Raw genomic sequence first — 16,498 nt, 5'->3', positions numbered from 1 at the left:
TCGAGTTTAGGTAATCTGACGCCAAGCGCGTTCAGATCAATGGGCGGCAAGACCGCTGAAACCGAGGCCGTTCTCCAAGAATGAATGGTCCGAAGAATCTGGGCAGGTCAGGCCCAGAGTACTTCGATACCAAGCCTTATAACGAGAAGGAGCATCAGCAAACCTGCGAGAAAGATAACCAACAAAAACCAAGCAAAAATCACCAAGGCTACGTTTTCACCGGCGAAGAACTCAAAGATATTCGAGATGCTCCCCCCTTCACGGATTGAGAGCGCGGTCAACACAGACACAATAACTACCAAGAGTGCATAGATACGCTGTTTTGAATCCGGGTCGTACAGGAAGAGAAGGACTCGTGAAAAATCAAATGCCAGGGGATTTCGCAATTGATCCTGATAGGCAATTGCCTTCTGAATGTCGTCTACAAAGGAGAGATACTCAGATTCGTGGCGCCCAAGGAGCCGCCGTAGCAAGAAGCGGCGCGTTTGCTCAATTGAGGAGAATGACTGTCGATATTTTGAATTTATTCTCTTCAGGACGAACTTTGTCTTTTCCGACTTTAGCTTGCTCGAAAGGGCGAGGATGGCAAACTCAAGCACGATTAGTGATACGAACTGCCAGTCGAGGAAATGGGCCGTTCCGTGCAACTTTGGGCCACTTGTCACAAATGCGAATCCTTGCCAGATAAATGCAAATAGCAAAGCTGCCAATAACCATGGCCAAGGCGACTTCAGCATGTACTGAAGACCAAACCGCTCCAATGCGGAGTAGTAGTGGTTCGCGGTTACGAAAAGACGGTTCATCGCTTCAGATGGCTAACGTTGCAACTCAGACGTCGCGAACGAAGCGAGCGTCGGCTGGAGCAGCTTTGTTAGAGCGAATGACATTTGTGATTCCATGAGCCAGCAATTTAGACACCTCCTGCAGCCGTAATTTTTCGTTGCAATCCATTCCCTCTCAACCAGCAGAGGGACAGCACTCATCAATTTGCCCCACTGCCAAGCACCTAATTATTCAGGCACACCATCTCGATCAAATGATGACGACCTCAAATGCTTATCCCCGCGCCCGGTCCTGATTTAACTGCATCGTATTGAGGTTCTGGTTTGCCTGCCCCAACGCCATCAAGCTGCTGATGCTCATGTCCTTGAAGGCTGAGCTTCCCAGTGCGGCATCGTCGCCGTCATCTACATGGGCTGTTGCCAGCGTCTGTGCAGCGTTCCAGTGCTGGATTGTGCTGTCCGCCGCCCAGGCCTGATCAAAGGCGGCGACCACGGCGCTGAAGTCGTACTGGTCGAGCGTGGTCTTGATCTCTTGATGGTCTGACTTATGCTCAGACTTGCGTTTCGACTTTTCATCGAACTCGGTTACCGCCTGAGAGATGATGTCCAGCGTGAGTACGCTCTTGAAGTTGGCGGAGGTGTCATACCAGCTGCGCAGGGTGATCTGGTCGGCTGAACCGGCTTCAAGGATGAGGTCGTTGGCGTTCCGCGTCAGGGCGATGTCGGTCATCTGGATGCCGTCAGTAAGGATCAGAGTGTTGTCCGTCCCTTCTCCACCGTAGACCGTGTCCTGCCCATCGCCGCGTCCAAAGAGGATGCTGTCCGCGCCGTTGCCGGTATGGATGATGTCGTTCACGCTGCTGCTGACAATGATCTCGTCCTGCGTGGTGTCGGGAGTTGCATGGTAGTCATGCTCGTCATCATCATGCTCGTTGTCATGACGCTCGTTGTCATCATGCTCGTCATCGCGATGCTCATCCTGATCGTCCTTGCCAGCACTGAAGGTGAAGACCTGCGAGACGCTGGCGCCGGCCTGGTCGGTGGCGGTGAGCAGGATATCGTAGCTGTCCGAACCTTTTGCACGGCCTGAGAAGGTGCCAGTGGCGGCATCGAAGTTGAGCCATTCCGGTAGTTCTTCTCCGTTGGCAAGGGTTGCGCTGTAGCTAAGGCTGTCACCATGCACGATGTCCCAGTCGTCGAAGGTGCCGGCCGGGATAGCGATGCTGAAGCGTTTGCCGTTGTCTACACGCTGGTCTGCCATATGGGCCAGCACAACGGGTGCGTCGTTGACGTTCTGCACGTCCAGACTGAAGGTGCTGGTGGCCGTGGCACCCTGCAAGTCTGTGGCGGTTACGGCGACATCCAACAGACCAACATCCCAGTTAGAAGGGATACCACTGAAAGTTTGGGTCGCAGCATCAAACTTGAGCCAGTCCGGCAGTGCGGAACCGTCAGCCATGGCAGCTTGATAGCTCAGCACATCACCTTGATCGATGTCGGTGAAGGTGCCGTCCGGCACACGATAGCTGAAGGTTTGATCTTCCAGTGTGCTGGCATCGGTCAGCGGTACGGCCACAATTGGGGCATCGTTGGTGCCGGTGATGCTGACGGTCAAGGTTGATGGTGTTGAGGTGATGCCATCGGTCGCAGCATAGTCGAAGGTGTCGGTGACGACTTGGCCTTGGGCTAGAGACTGAACACCGTAGCTGCCGTTGTCCAGTGCGTAGCTGTAGCTGCCATCTGCGTTCAGCGTCAAGGTGCCGAACTGACCGACGAAGACGCCTGTGTTCGCAACTTGCAACACCGTGCCCTGATCAATGTCGCTGTCGTTGGCAAGCACGTTACCGGCGGCCGAGATCACCACATCCTCTTGCACAGCGTTCACATCAGCAACAACCACAGGTGCATCGTTAGTGCCAGTGATGCTCACTGTCAGTGTGGATGGTGTTGAGGTGATTCCATCTGTCGCGGCATAGTCGAAGGTGTCGGTGACGACCTGTCCTTGTGCAAGAGACTGAACGCCGCAGGAGGCGTTGTCCAAAGCATAGCTGTAGCTGCCGTCGGCATTGAGCGTGAGCGTGCCGAACTGGCCGACAAAGACACCTGCGCTGGCGACTTGCAGCACAGTGCCCTGATCAATATCGTTGTCATTGGCAAGCACATTGCCGGTGGCGGTGAGCGTGACATCTTCTTGTACGGCGTTCACATCAGCCACGACCACAGGCGCATCGTTGGTGCCGGTGATGGATACCGTCAAGGTCGAAGGTGTAGCGGTGATGCCATCGGTTGCAGCATAGTCGAAGGTGTCGGTGACGACTTGGCCTTGGGCTAGAGACTGGACGCCAAGTGAAGCGTTGTCCAAAGCATAGCTGTAGCTGCCGTCCGCGTTCAGGGTGAGCGTGCCGAACTGGCCAACGAAGACGCCTACATTGGCGACTTGCAGCACAGTGCCCTGATCAATATCGCTGTCGTTGGCCAGCACATTGCCGGTGGCGGTGAACGTGACATCTTCTTGTACGGCGTTCACATCAGCCACGACCACAGGCGCATCGTTGGTGCCGGTGATGGATACCGTCAAGGTCGAAGGTGGAGCGGTGATGCCATCAGTTGCAGCATAGTCGAAGGTGTCGATGACGACTTGGCCTTGGGCTAGAGACTGGACGCCAAGTGAAGCGTTGTCCAAGGCATAGCTGTAGCTACCGTCAGCATTCAGCGTCAGCGTGCCGAACTGGCCAACAAAGACCCCGGCGTTGGCAACCTGCAGCACCGTGCCTTGATCGATGTCGCTGTCGTTGGCTAGCACATTACCGGTGGCCGAAATCACCACATCCTCTTGCACAGCGTTCACATCAGCCGCAACCACTGGGGCATCGTTGGTGCCGGTGATGCTCACTGTCAGAGTCGAGGGGGTTGAGGTGATGCCGTCCGTTGCCGCATAGTCGAAGGTATCGGTGACGACTTGGCCTTGAGCCAGGGACTGCACTCCAAGTGAGGCGTTGTCCAGTGCGTAGCTGTAGCTGCCATCTGCGTTCAGCGTCAAGGTGCCGAACTGTCCGACAAAGATTCCCGCATTGGCTACCTGCAGCACTGTGCCTTGGTCGATGTCGCTATCGTTGGACAGAACATTGCCAGTGGCAGTAAGCGTGACGTCTTCCTGAACAGCGTTCACATCAGCAACAACCACAGGTGCATCGTTTGTGCCGGTGATGCTTACAGTGAGTGTTGACGGTGTGGAGGTGATGCCGTCTGTTGCGGCGTAGTCGAAGGCGTCGGTGACGACTTGGCCTTGGGCCAGTGACTGAACACCATAAGACGCATTGTCCAGAGCATAGCTGTAGCTGCCGTCGGCATTGAGGGTGAGCGTACCGAACTGGCCGACGAAGACGCCTGCATTGGCGACTTGAAGCACGGTGCCTTGATCGATGTCGCTGTCGTTGGCTAGCACATTACCGGTGGCCGAGATCACCACATCCTCTTGCACAGCGTTCACATCAGCCGCAACCACTGGGGCATCGTTGGTGCCGGTGATGCTCACTGTCAGAGTCGAGGGGGTTGAGGTGATGCCGTCCGTTGCCGCATAGTCGAAGGTATCGGTGACGACTTGGCCTTGAGCCAGGGACTGCACTCCAAGTGAGGCGTTGTCCAGTGCGTAGCTGTAGCTGCCATCTGCGTTGATGGTGAGCGTGCCGAACTGGCCGACAAAGATGCCAGCATTGGCGACTTGCAGCACGGTGCCCTGATCAATATCGCTGTCGTTGGACAGAACGTTGCCTGTGGCAGTGAGGGTGACGTCTTCCTGAACTGCATTTACATCAGCCACCACTACAGGCGCATCGTTGGTGCCGGTGATGCTCACTGTCAGAGTCGATGGTGTTGAAGTGATGCCATCCGTTGCCGCATAGTCGAAGGTATCGGTGACGACTTGGCCTTCTGCCAACGACTGTACGTCGTAGGAGGCGTTGTCCAGCACGTACTCGTAGCTGCCGTCCGCGTTCAGCGTCAAGGTGCCGAACTGGCCAACGAAGACGCCTGCATTGGCAACACTTAGAACAGAACCTTGATCAACATCCGTATCGTTGATCAATACGTTGCCGCCTGCAGTGATCGCCCCATCTTCTTGCACTGCTGCCGTATCAATTTCTGTCACAGGAGCATCATTTGTGCCGGTGATCGTCACAGTTAGCGTAGCCGGGGTACTTGCGATGCCATCAGTGGCTTGATAGGCGAACTGTTCGGTGACGGTTTGGCCTTGCGCCAACGATTGAACCGCTTGGGTGTTGTTGTCCAAAACGTAGTTGTAACTGCCATCTGCATTGAGTACGAGACTGCCGTATTGACCTTGCTGTGTGCCTGCATTTGCCACCTGCAGCACGGTGCCTTGGTCGATGTCGCTGTCGTTGGACAAAACATTGCCTGTGGCTGCAATGCTGAGGTCTTCTTGTACGGCGGCTTGATCGTCTGCTGTAACGGGGCCGTCATTGACTCCGGTGATGGTCATAGTGACTTCGGCTGTGGAAATGGCTCCGGCAGTGTCGGTCACGGTATAGCTGAAGGTGTCGGTGGTGGTCTGGCCTTGTGCCAGTGATTGATACAGGTTGCCAACATCATATTGCACGGCACCGTTCACCAACGACACGGCGGCACCGGAAGCTGCCTGGCTGACACCTGTGATACTGAGTGTATCGCCGTAGATAAAATCAGGATCAGTGTCGTTGGCCAGCAGGGATGTGGCATCAAGCTGTACGCTTCCGCCGTCTTCCACTGCGAGGCCGGTATCGGCATTTGCAGTGGGAGTGTCGTTGACGTTTTGTACGTCTAGCACGAAGGTGCTGGTTGCACTGGCCCCAGCCAAATCGGTCGCGACGACTTGCACATCGAGCATGGCGACATCCCAGTTGTCTGGTATGCCGCTGAATGTTTGCGTCGCAGCATCAAATGTCAGCCAGGCAGGCAAGGCGGAACCATCTGCCAGTGTGGCTGAGTAGGTCAGCAAGTCGCCAGTATCGATATCTTGGAAGCTGTCGGCCGGGACAGTGAAGCTGAACGGGGCATCTTGCAAAGTGCTTTGGTCGGCAATGGCTGTGGCCACAACTGGGGCATCGTTGGTGCCGGTGATAGTGACATCGACTGTTGCAGTCGATGTCTCACCTGCCGCATCGGCGATAGTATAGGTGAAACTGTCGGAGGCAGACTGCCCAACTCCCAAGGATTGATAGTCATTAACAAGGGAAAGCACCAGATTGCCATTGGCATCCTGCGTAACGGCGTTTCCGTTTGCCGTTACAGCATCAAATCCGTTGAGTCTAAGGATATCGCCTGCATTCGGATCGGTGTCGTTCGCGAGAAGCATTGCAGCAGATATTTCTGTCTGGGCAACATCTTCATTCGTGACGATGCTATCCGCTACAGCAACTGGAGGGGCGTTAAACATCGCCTCCATCTCGGCACGATCAAGTGCCGACGCATCGCAAAATTCAATACGTCCAATCCCTTCTGCCTGCGTGAACCAATTCACAATAACCACCTGATCCGGAGTCCCTGCCACCGTCAGCACCAGGTCATCTCCAGACCGGCCTGTTTCGATGTCAGCAACAGTCAGATCACCGCCGATAAACAGTGTATCCAATCCTTCAGAATCAAATATCCATACCTCGCCATCGCCAGGGCGGAACACATAGCGGTCATTGCCAGCGCCTCCATAGAGAGAGTCATCACCACCATTGGCAATCAGAATGTCATTACCTGTACCACCATACAGCTCGTTATAGCCGGCATTCCCCTGAATAATATTGTCGGCGTCATTGCCCTCACCGGAAATCGCGCCATCCAGCAGGGTCAGGTTTTCCAGGTTGGTTCCGTTCAGAGAATAATCAATGAAGCTTTCTACCGTATCGATTCCAGCATTGGCTTCCTCAACAATCACGTCCCCAATCTGATCAACAACATACGTGTCATTGCCGGCACCACCTTCCAGATAATCTGCGCCCAAGCCTCCATCCAGCCGATTGTTCAGTTCATTGCCGATGATAACGTTGTCCAGATCATTTCCCGTGCCATCCTGGCCATACTGGATCATGTCAGCGTAATACTGCGTATCCAGCGCAGCCGTATTCGGGTCGAATATCAGTTGGAGCTCTTCGATGTTCTCATCAAGCACGAAGCTGGAAAAAGTCTGAACTACGTCGTAGCCTTGATCCGCAAACTCGACCACTTCATCCGTCGTCCATAGCAATGCTTGTGTCTGGATTGAATCCCCACATTCGTTCACGACCCAATCGTCAACTTTGATATAGGTGCCCCCAACGACATAAGTATCGTCACCCGTACCTCCTTCAATGTAATCCAACCCATTACCAAACTGGTTGGTAGAAGAAATGGAAACAGTTGCCTCATAAGCCCCACCGCCGAGAGATTGCCCCGCAGTACCGTTCAGACTCGGATTGAAGGGATCAGAGGGCAGCCAATTGTCATAACTAGTAATGGCCAAGGAATACTCACCATCCACATCCACATAAAAAGTGAAACTGGAATCCAAGCTATTCCACGATCCGCCCGCCCCATCAGCATCATCGTTTTCAATTAACAAATTTCCATTTGCATCATATAATCCGATAACCGTATCAATATCCGAGAATGTAGAGATTGAGATACTCGAACCTGCCGTCAGCGCAATCTTGTAGAAGTCATGATCCCAACCGCTATCCGTAGCAAGATTTGCATACTGACCGTCCCCTATAACACCATTCAATAGATAGTTATTCGCACCAGAAAGCACGTTTGCGGATCCGATTGCGTCATCGCCTTCTGCCGAAGAAACCGTAATGAGATCGGCTGGTTGTTCGGGCTGCTGTCCATATACTGAGGTAACATCTTCAAATCTGGTGCCGAATATCACATCATTCCCATCACCACCGTACAACTCATCCCACCCTGCGCCGCCGATCAAAGTATCGTTTCCGCTACCGCCTTCCAACCAGTCATCACCCAATCCGCCATCCAAATAGTCATCAGACGAAGCATCCAAGAAGTCTTGCGTCACGTAGTCATAGTAGGTACTGGCCCAGCCATCATCTCCGCCGTAGAGATAATCGTTGCCTGCGCCGCCCAGCAGAATATCGGCACCGCTTCCACCGTCTATCTGATCGTCCCCTTCACCACCATCAATATAGTCGTTATTCAGTAACGGATCGCCACCTTCTCCGCCGTCATCATGACCGCCAAACAATACGTCGTCTCCCGCACCACCCATGATCGAATCTGCACCAGACCCGCCATCGACGTGGTCGTTACCGTTACCGCCATCCAGAAAGTCACTATTCGGTGCCAAGCTCCAGTTCCAATTTTCATCTCTGACATAATCATCCCAACCACCAATGATTTCATCGTTTCCTTCCCCTCCGAATATCGTGTCATTACCCCCCTGCCCATTAAGGTGGTCATTGCCAGCTGAGCCGTCGATGACGTTATCCAGAATATTTCCAAAAATTTGGTTATCGGTCTCATTTCCGGTGCCAGAGATCGCTTCACCTTCAAGTGTCAATTCTTCGATATTGGCTGAGAGCGTATAGTCCGTTGTGGCAAACACCCTGTCATAACCATTCCCTGCTTGCTCAATGATGATATCGCCGGTATCCGTAATGCTGTAAGCGTCATCGCCAGCCCCACCATCCAATGTATCGATACCGCCCATGCCATAAAACGTGTCGTTCCCTGCGCCACCTACCAATATGTTGTCTGCGTCATTTCCCGTTAACTGGTTATTCAGTTCATTGCCAATACCGTTGATACTATCGATTCCAGTCAGCGTGAGATTTTCAAGGTTCGCACTCAACTCAAAATCAACTGACGAATACACCTGCTCGTAATCCGGCTGAACGTAGGTGTAGGGCAGATACTGATAGTTGTATCCAGTCCAAACCCATTGGTATCTGGTGAAAGACTGTCCAGCAACATCATCAATAATTTGATCGTTGATGTTGTCGATGTAATAGATATCGGAGCCTGCCCCTCCAATCAGCGTATCAGCCCCAGCGCCGCCATCCAGCGTGTCCGATCCGGCATCGCCAATCAGTACGTTGTCACCGCCATTCCCGGTAATAACGTTATTCAATGCATTGCCGGTGCCGTCGATGTTTTCAATGCCAAGGAGTGTCAGATTCTCTAGATTTGTACCCAGCGTATAGCTGATAGATGATTTGACCGTGTCGATATCCGTAACGATGTATGAACCGCCATAGTAGTTCTGATAGGTTTTTCCTAGCGCACTCTCGATTGCCTGATCACCCGCGTCATCAACAAAATACACATCATTTCCATAGCCGCCATTCATTACATCGGCACCGGCACCTCCATTCAGCGTATCCGCACCGTCCAAGCCGTTCAGCGTGTCATTCCCGGCGTCACCAAACAATACATTCGAGCTATTATTTCCATAGATCACGTTATCCTGCGCATTCCCTGAACCATCAATGGAATTGTTCCCTGTAAGGCTAAGATTCTCGACGTTTTCTGAAAGCACATAACTGATCGATGAGGAAACCGAATCCAGTCCCTCATTTGCATTCTCGATCACTTCGTCATTGACATTCTCGACGAAGAACACATCATCGCCCGCACCGCCCAGCATCGTGTCGGCACCCGCCCCGCCATCGACCCGGTCATTGCCCGCAGCGCCATCCAGAACGTTGTTGCCGGAATTCCCACCGATATAATTATTCAGTGCATTGCCGCTGCCATTGATATCTGCGCTGCCAGACAGGTTGAGCTTCTCCACGTTTGCAGCCAACGAGTAATCACCCAGGCAACTAACAACGGTGTCATAACCCTCACCGAAATTTTCGACAACCACATCCCCTGCGTTATCCACATAATAGGTATCATCCCCGGCCCCGGCGGTCATACTGTCTGCACCCGCACCGCCATCCAGGAAATCATTCCCTCCGTTATCGACTAACGTATCCGCCCCATCTCCACCATTGAGGTAGTTGTCGTTGTTATTGCCGGTGATCGTGTTATCAAGGGCATTGCCTAAACCCTCATATGAAGAAAGGCCTAACAGCGTCAGGTTCTCCACGTTATCGGTCAGCGTGTATGCCCCAACACTACTGAGCACCGTATCAATGCCTTCAAATGCATTTTCAACAACCACATCGCCCTGGTTATCGACGTAGTAACGATCATTTCCCATGCCGCCTGACATCGTGTCAGCCCCTGTTCCGCCGTCGATAGTGTCGTAACCGCCCGCGCCACTGATCGTATCGTTGCCAGCCAAACCATTGAGCCGTTCGCCCATCGCCGTGCCCTGCAATATGTCTGCACCTGGAGTACCTTCGATCACCGGACTGGCTTCATCCAGCAGTTGTTGCAAGGTAAAAGACCGGTCTGCAAAGATAAACGTGTCGATAGAGCAACTGTTGATGGGATCATTCGGGTCGAAACCATCAATATGCAGTTCATCACCGTTCGCAAAGCTGAGCTTCAAAGAACCAAGTCCCAGTACTATGCCCGAGCCACCAAACCCGAAATTGAATTGCACTGTATTGCCGCCTACCCCGGCATCCGCAATATGGTCTGTCCCAAAACCTGCCTCGAACACATACAGATCGCGCCCTTCTCCGCCGTCGAGCAGGTTTCCGCCACCGCTCGCAACAAGAACGTCATCCCCCGCCCCGCCGATCAGCGTATTGTTACCGCCATCTGCAACCAGCTGATCTACCCCATCTCCCCCATCAAGGTAGTTGTTGCCACCCGCAGCAGATAGATAATCATTGCCGGAACCCGCATAGAGCGTATTGAACCCTCCGTCAGCAATTAGCGTATTCGTGCCGTCACCCGCATCCAGATAATTATTGCCACCACCCGCCGAAAGCGTGTCATCACCACCGCCCGCAAACAGCGAATTGTCGCCGCCATCGGCAATAACCATGTTGCTTCCCTCGCCCGCATCGAGGAGGTTGTTACCCCCTTGTGCTGAGAGGGTGTCATCCCCGATGCCACCAATGAGAGTGTTGCCGCCCGCGCCATTGGTGACGATCTGATTGTTTCCGTCGCCGCCATCGAGATAGTTGTTGCCGCCAGTAGCTTGCAGATTGTCATTCCCCGCACCGCCAAACAGCTCGTTGTTGCCATCTGTTGCCGTGAGGGAATCAGTGCCAGCCCCACCGTCCAGATAGCTGCTCCCACCAATAGCTTCCAGGGTATCGTCCCCCGCGCCGCCTAGCAGGGTGTTGCCCGTGCCACCCGTGTTGAGCAGGTCATTGCCGTCGCCGCCGTCCAGCAAATTACCATCTCCCGCTTCGCCGTAGAGTTTGTCGTCTCCCGCATCACCGATCAGGGTATCGCTGCCGTTGCCACCCCACAGCGTGTCTATTCCCTCTCCACCTTCCAAGTGGTCGTCACCTTCCCCGCCCCACAATGTGTCGTCACCCGTCCCGCCTGCAAGAACATCATTTCCGCCTTGACCGCTCAGCTCATCGTTACCCGCACCGCCATCCAGATAGTCATCGCCTTCATTTACAACCGTATCGCCAGCATGCTCAATGCCGTCACCGCTGATATTGTCGTCTCCTACTCCGCCAAAAAGGATGTCGTTTCCTCCGTTACCGGAAAGCGCATCGTTGCCATCCTCTCCGTACACCACGTCATCACCTGCCCCCGCCCACACATGATCGTTTCCAGAACCTGCATATATCGTGTCCGCCGCCGCATCTGCCGGCTTGTCGGTACCGTAGACAGGCTCAAAAGTTCGCACACCATTCACGTCGGTTACAGTCCAGTCAACGCTATTCGTCAACCAGTCGGTATCGCCCATAATCTCGTCATCGCCCGCACCAGCAATGAGTAAATCCCGGCCACCAGCCCCCATCAACACATCATTCCCCGCACTGCCCACGACAATGTCATCCCCGCTGCCGCCATTGAGCCAGTCACCCTGCATGCCAGTGCCCATGCCGATGTTCCCATCTGCGATAGCCTGTTCTGTGGTGACTTGCGCCTCGCCATAGAGCTGGTCGTTGCCATCCGCGCCATCCATAATGTCGCCGTCAGCGCCACCGATGAACAAATCCTTGCCGGTCCCGCCATACACCCAGTCCCGCCCGGCACCCGCTTCCGCGTAGTTGTCGCCATCGCCAGCACGGATGAAGTCGTCGCCTTTACCTGTCTGGAGATAATCGTTCCCAGCCCCTGCTTCCACGCCATTGTCGCCATCTCCTGCTACTACATAGTTGAGACCCTCACCTGCATAGATGCGATCATTGCCGCCGCCACCGATGATGATGTCGTTACCCGCGCCGGAAGACACCACGTTATTGCCGTCGCCGGTTTCGATGAAGTCATCCCCGCCTTGCATGGCATTGATGCTGTCGTTACCACCCAGCCCCATGATGTGGTCGTTGCCGCTACTGCCATAAAGGGAATCTGCACGGTCGGGCTCCGCCGCGCCGGTGATCCAATTGTCGAGGTCGTCTCTCTGGTTATAGGTGTAGGTGTAGCTGTCTGTGATGGTGATGTAGTAGGTGTCTCCGTTGGCATCAGTGCGCGGTTCATCGTGGGTGTTGGCCTGAGTGTCAAGGATGGTCCATTTCCACCCTGGGTCGATGGCGGTGCCCACGGCCAGAGTGGCGGTGAATTCCGCAGGGGCCAGGTCACCCATGATGTCGCGGGTGGTGGCGGGCATGGTGGGGACTTCAGGATTAGGCGGCGGTGCATCCTGGAAATAAATACCGAAGTCGCCTTCGGTGAAGTTTTTATTGAGGGTAACTTGGGCGCCGGTATCGTCTACCAGAATGAGATCGCCACCTTGCAAGGAGCCGGAGATTTTGCCGTCAGCGGATTTGAAGGTGCCGTCGGCTTGGCGGATGAGAACACCCAGTTCGCGGCCGTTGAGGAATACTTTGTTGTTGCCTATTTTGTCCTCAATGGTGATTTGTCCGCTGCCGTCCAGGATATAGGTGTCATCGCCAGCGCCACCGGCCATGGCGTCGTTGCCGCCGCCTCCGTACAGCACGTCCGCTCCGCTTGAGCCGATGAGCAGGTCATTGCCGATGCCACCGCGCAGCATGTCGCCGCCTGTGCCGGATGCGGGGCTTTCACCTATGAGCACTGCATTGTTCGAGTATTCGCCACCAGCCCAACTGAATAACCGTGAATCAAGCAGGGTGGTTACGCCGCCCGCTGTCTGGTCAAGATGAAGGTCGGCGGGATTGACGTTGGAGGGATCATTACCCGCAGCTACCCATGCATCAAATGCTGCCTTTACATCAGCGCTGGCGCTGGCGTCCAGCGATACTGAGGCAGGGTTAGTGGTGTCGAGCTGACCATCTGCCGTGTAGGTGACGGTGGTGATCAGGCCGGTGGAAAATTTGGTGACTTCGAGAGCTCCATCCGTGGCTGTGGGGATATTCCAGTATTCCTGATTGGTCTGTTTGTCTTTGATGTAGAGGACGCCGTTCTCGTAATAACGGCTGATTAGTGTGATGTTGTCGGTTTCGGTGTAGGCGAGACCGGGGTCGGATTGTGCTGGACAGGTCAGGCCGGTGCCTTGCGTTCCTTGCCCCGTTTGGAAAAGTACAAGGCAGGCTGTCGCCACTTGGTTGGCTTGGGTAAATACTTTGTCTGTGACTTTAATAATTTCCGAAGGAACTGTGTTATGGCGTAAGTAGGCATACTCCAAGAAATTCCCTTGGATACTGATTCCAGCTTCTTGCAAATCTTTAACTCTCCAATACTGATTGCCACCCGGCTTGAAATTTTTTGCAATCAGACCCTGGTCGTACCCCTTGTACCATTTGTTGAGTTCGCCATAGGTTATGTAGATTTGTGGGGCGGGGTCTAAAGCGTACAACGCCTCCTCTGCACTCAAGCTTGATATAGAGTTAGTCGGGTTCGACGCAGTAAATTTCTTCCAGAGAGGATCCCATGTCGAACGTTTATATTCATAAAGTCCAAAGCAAAATCCAGGTAAAGTCTTTGGGCGAACCCCGTTATCAAGGGTAGGGTCAAAAGCTGATTCCGCGTTTGCGATATTGACCGCGGCCATGATGACGTCATTCGATGCCCCCAACTGTTGGCCGATGGCAATAATTTGATTGACGATGGCGCGTTTCTCTGGGGTGAGCTGATTCATGTTCGTTGCCATTACTGTGTCTCCCGATAGATTCGATACGGCTAATGAAAGATTACCAAGTCGCCCACTTAATTAGAGAAGGCAATCTTCCCGGTCTCAAATAAAACACCGTTTGCGTAGATGTACCATGTGTAGCTTCCTTGACTACAATGTCCCGCAGGCAAAATTACTTTCTTCCCCTGAAACATTCTTTCCTCTTGGAAGTCATCCGGGAAGACAACTTCTGCCGTATTAGAATCATCATCCCCATTCCTCTCAGCCACGAATATCCTTCCGTCATCCGTCTTGAATACATATCTTGCAAGGTAGGGACCTTCCATCAATTTGTCCCACACTCCCAGCCGCATCTGATAACAGGCAGAACCCCGCCAAGCTCTTTTCGCTTCCTCGCCAAAAGACAGTGCTGAGCAAAATGCAATCACAATTGCCAACATAGTCGCAGAAAGTAATTTCGATTTGGTCATGCTTTCATCCTCCAATTAAATCATTCGCCGGTTCGAATTCGCTTTGCGAAAATAAAATATCGCCATTGATGTCGTCGCCGCCCAGCAGGGTGTCGTTGCCGCCGTCACCCACCAACGTGTCCTCACCCGCCCCGCTATCCAGATAGTCATCCGCATGGAATTCAGGCAGGGCATAGACGGTTCTCGTTTGTCCGTATTGATTGAACGGGTTGAGGTCGCCCTTTGTCACGTCGACACGCAGGGTGTCGTTGTCTTCGCCGCCAAACAACACATCTATCCCGGCGAAGCCGTACAGGTGATCCGCACCGATGCCGCCCAGCAGGGTGTCTGTGCCGCTGTCACCCCACAGAATAAAAGGGTCAGCCTCGCAATATGTTTTCGCATTTCATTTCTCCCGTTCAAAATCCAAAATCACTCTGCTCCTCAACCTTCTCACTCAGATTGAGCTTCATCATCGGCCTGCATGGCTTTCTTTGCGCACGCCGCACACCCACTGCTGCACACATCATTTCGCTGAACCGTTAGCTTCCCAGCGGTTGCCCCTGAGCCAGCGCTAGCCGTATATCCGCTATCGCCGCATCATCCAGTTCACTACGGAACAGCCCACGGTACCCAGCCAAACGTTCAGTTTCTTCCTTGCCCAATGCCAGATACAGCGGGTGGGAGGTGATGCGTTCGTCCGTTTGCCCCAAGCCCTTGTGCCGATAATCAAAGGGGTCAGCATCGCATTACTTTTCTGCATTCTGCTTCTCCAACTCCTCCACCCTTTTCGCCAACTTAGCCAGTTGCGCCTGCTGCTGCGCATACACGCTCACCAGTTGCTTGGCCGTATCCGCTAGTCCCTTCACGGCGATGGTGAGTTCGTCTTTTTTGCTGTTCACTTGGTCGATGCGCATCATCACCAGCTGCGCGACTTCTTTCGGGTCGCTGATGACGCGTTGTTGTTTGGCATGGGGCTTGCCGTTGACTTTGGGTTGTTTGGTTTCTTTGTCTTGGGTGGTGCTCGCTGCTTCGGTCATGCTGTTTCCTCTCAGTGTCTTTTTAGTGGTGCTTAAATCGTATGTGTCTTCGTTAACTTGGTGCTGCGACATGTTGTCGCGGCTCGTGCTCATGCATCAACAGGCTGAGCGTGTGATGTTGGGGCTTCAGCCCCTTACAGCCACGGCCTACCCCATGCGGGTACAGCACGTACGGATGTTGTTCACTCATCTCTCCCTCCCTGCCTTCTGCAACGCCCCCATCACGGGCGACAGGAGGTGGCATAAAAGGTCGACTCACCTAGATGAGTCGACCTTTTATGCAGCAAGACTTTGCAATGGCCTCAGTCCCTGAGCCTGATTTCCAAACTGGGATGCAGACAGCACCTCCTGCATTGAGGTCGGCCCAACACCAGCGATAGCCGTATTGCCCATGCCATATTGATAGCTCAGGTCCCCACCCACCGCTTCGATGTCACTACTACTAAGTTTGGCCGCCAGCATTTCATTGGTCATACTCCAGTGCATGTAGGTAGCACTACCACCATGGGCTTGGTCAAAAGCATCGACGATTGCGGTGAAGTCGAAGTTCTGCACTGACTGGTTAAGTAATGGATCAGCAGAGTTTTGATCAAAATTTGCAATGGCTTCTGCAATTACCTGCAGATCGAGCACGCTCTTATAGTTTGCGTTATTGTCGTACCAGCTCTTAAGTGTGATCTGATCCCCATTGCCTGTTTCAAGGATAAGGTCGTTATTGACTTTGGAAAGCGCCAGATCCGCATAGCCGATTCCGTTACCGAGTGTGATGGTGTTATCGGTACCGATGCTTCCGTTCACAACATCTGCACCATCCCCACGGTTGAAGGCGATGATGTCTGCGCCATCTCCCAGAGAAATAGTGTCATTCCCAATTCCACCAACGAACATCTCATTCCCCGCACCACCAGTTAGAGTGTCAGATCCAGCACCTCCCAGCAGCAGGTTGTTGCCAGAAGTTTCCTGCAATATGTCATTACCATCCCCGCCTAACAACACGTCGTTACCGGCACTACCCGTGATGGTGTCGTTGCCGATGCCACCATCGATGTTGGCGATGTTCACCAACTCGGTGGCACTCAGGTTGAGGGTGTCGTTGTACTGGGTTCC

The 16,498-nt window shown here is 53.6% G+C and carries 6 protein-coding genes; all 6 read right to left on the bottom strand.

All coding sequences use genetic code 11. From position 1 onward, the window contains the following. Positions 1-107 precede the first annotated feature (107 nt). Positions 108-803: a hypothetical protein gene (locus ACYPYQ_RS13250; protein ID WP_459724383.1), complete on the bottom strand. Its 696-nt coding sequence runs from the start codon at positions 801-803 to the stop codon at positions 108-110. Between the two features lie 253 nt (positions 804-1,056). After that, a complete protein-coding gene (locus ACYPYQ_RS13245) occupies positions 1,057-13,908 on the bottom strand; it encodes a VCBS domain-containing protein (protein ID WP_459724382.1) in 12,852 nt (4,283 codons plus the stop codon). Between the two features lie 68 nt (positions 13,909-13,976). Then, a complete protein-coding gene (locus ACYPYQ_RS13240) occupies positions 13,977-14,372 on the bottom strand; it encodes a hypothetical protein (protein WP_459724381.1) in 396 nt (131 codons plus the stop codon). A 4-nt stretch (positions 14,373-14,376) separates the two neighbouring features. Further along, entirely contained in the window at positions 14,377-14,721 is a 345-nt protein-coding gene (locus ACYPYQ_RS13235) for a hypothetical protein (protein WP_459724384.1), read from the bottom strand. 379 nt (positions 14,722-15,100) lie between these two features. Beyond that, the gene (locus ACYPYQ_RS13230; protein ID WP_459724380.1) at positions 15,101-15,391 is read right to left on the bottom strand and encodes a hypothetical protein; all 291 of its coding nucleotides are present in this window, start codon (positions 15,389-15,391) and stop codon (positions 15,101-15,103) included. A gap of 276 nt (positions 15,392-15,667) precedes the next feature. Then, positions 15,668-16,498 (bottom strand): calcium-binding protein (locus tag ACYPYQ_RS13225; RefSeq protein WP_459724379.1); only part of this gene is annotated, 831 nt, incomplete at its 5' end.

The sequence above is a fragment of the Sideroxyarcus sp. TK5 genome (genome assembly GCF_054601595.1).
Note: the sequence above shows the minus strand (reverse complement) of the source record. Positions and strands in the feature narration are given on the sequence as shown.

Bases quoted from the DNA above. Each gene is read 5' to 3' on its own strand.
- ACYPYQ_RS13250 (WP_459724383.1), bottom strand. From the start codon at position 803: ATGAACCGTCTTTTCGTAACCGCGAACCACTACTACTCCGCATTGGAG.
- ACYPYQ_RS13245 (WP_459724382.1), bottom strand. From the start codon at position 13,908: ATGAATCAGCTCACCCCAGAGAAACGCGCCATCGTCAATCAAATTATT.
- ACYPYQ_RS13240 (WP_459724381.1), bottom strand. From the start codon at position 14,372: ATGACCAAATCGAAATTACTTTCTGCGACTATGTTGGCAATTGTGATT.
- ACYPYQ_RS13230 (WP_459724380.1), bottom strand. From the start codon at position 15,391: ATGACCGAAGCAGCGAGCACCACCCAAGACAAAGAAACCAAACAACCC.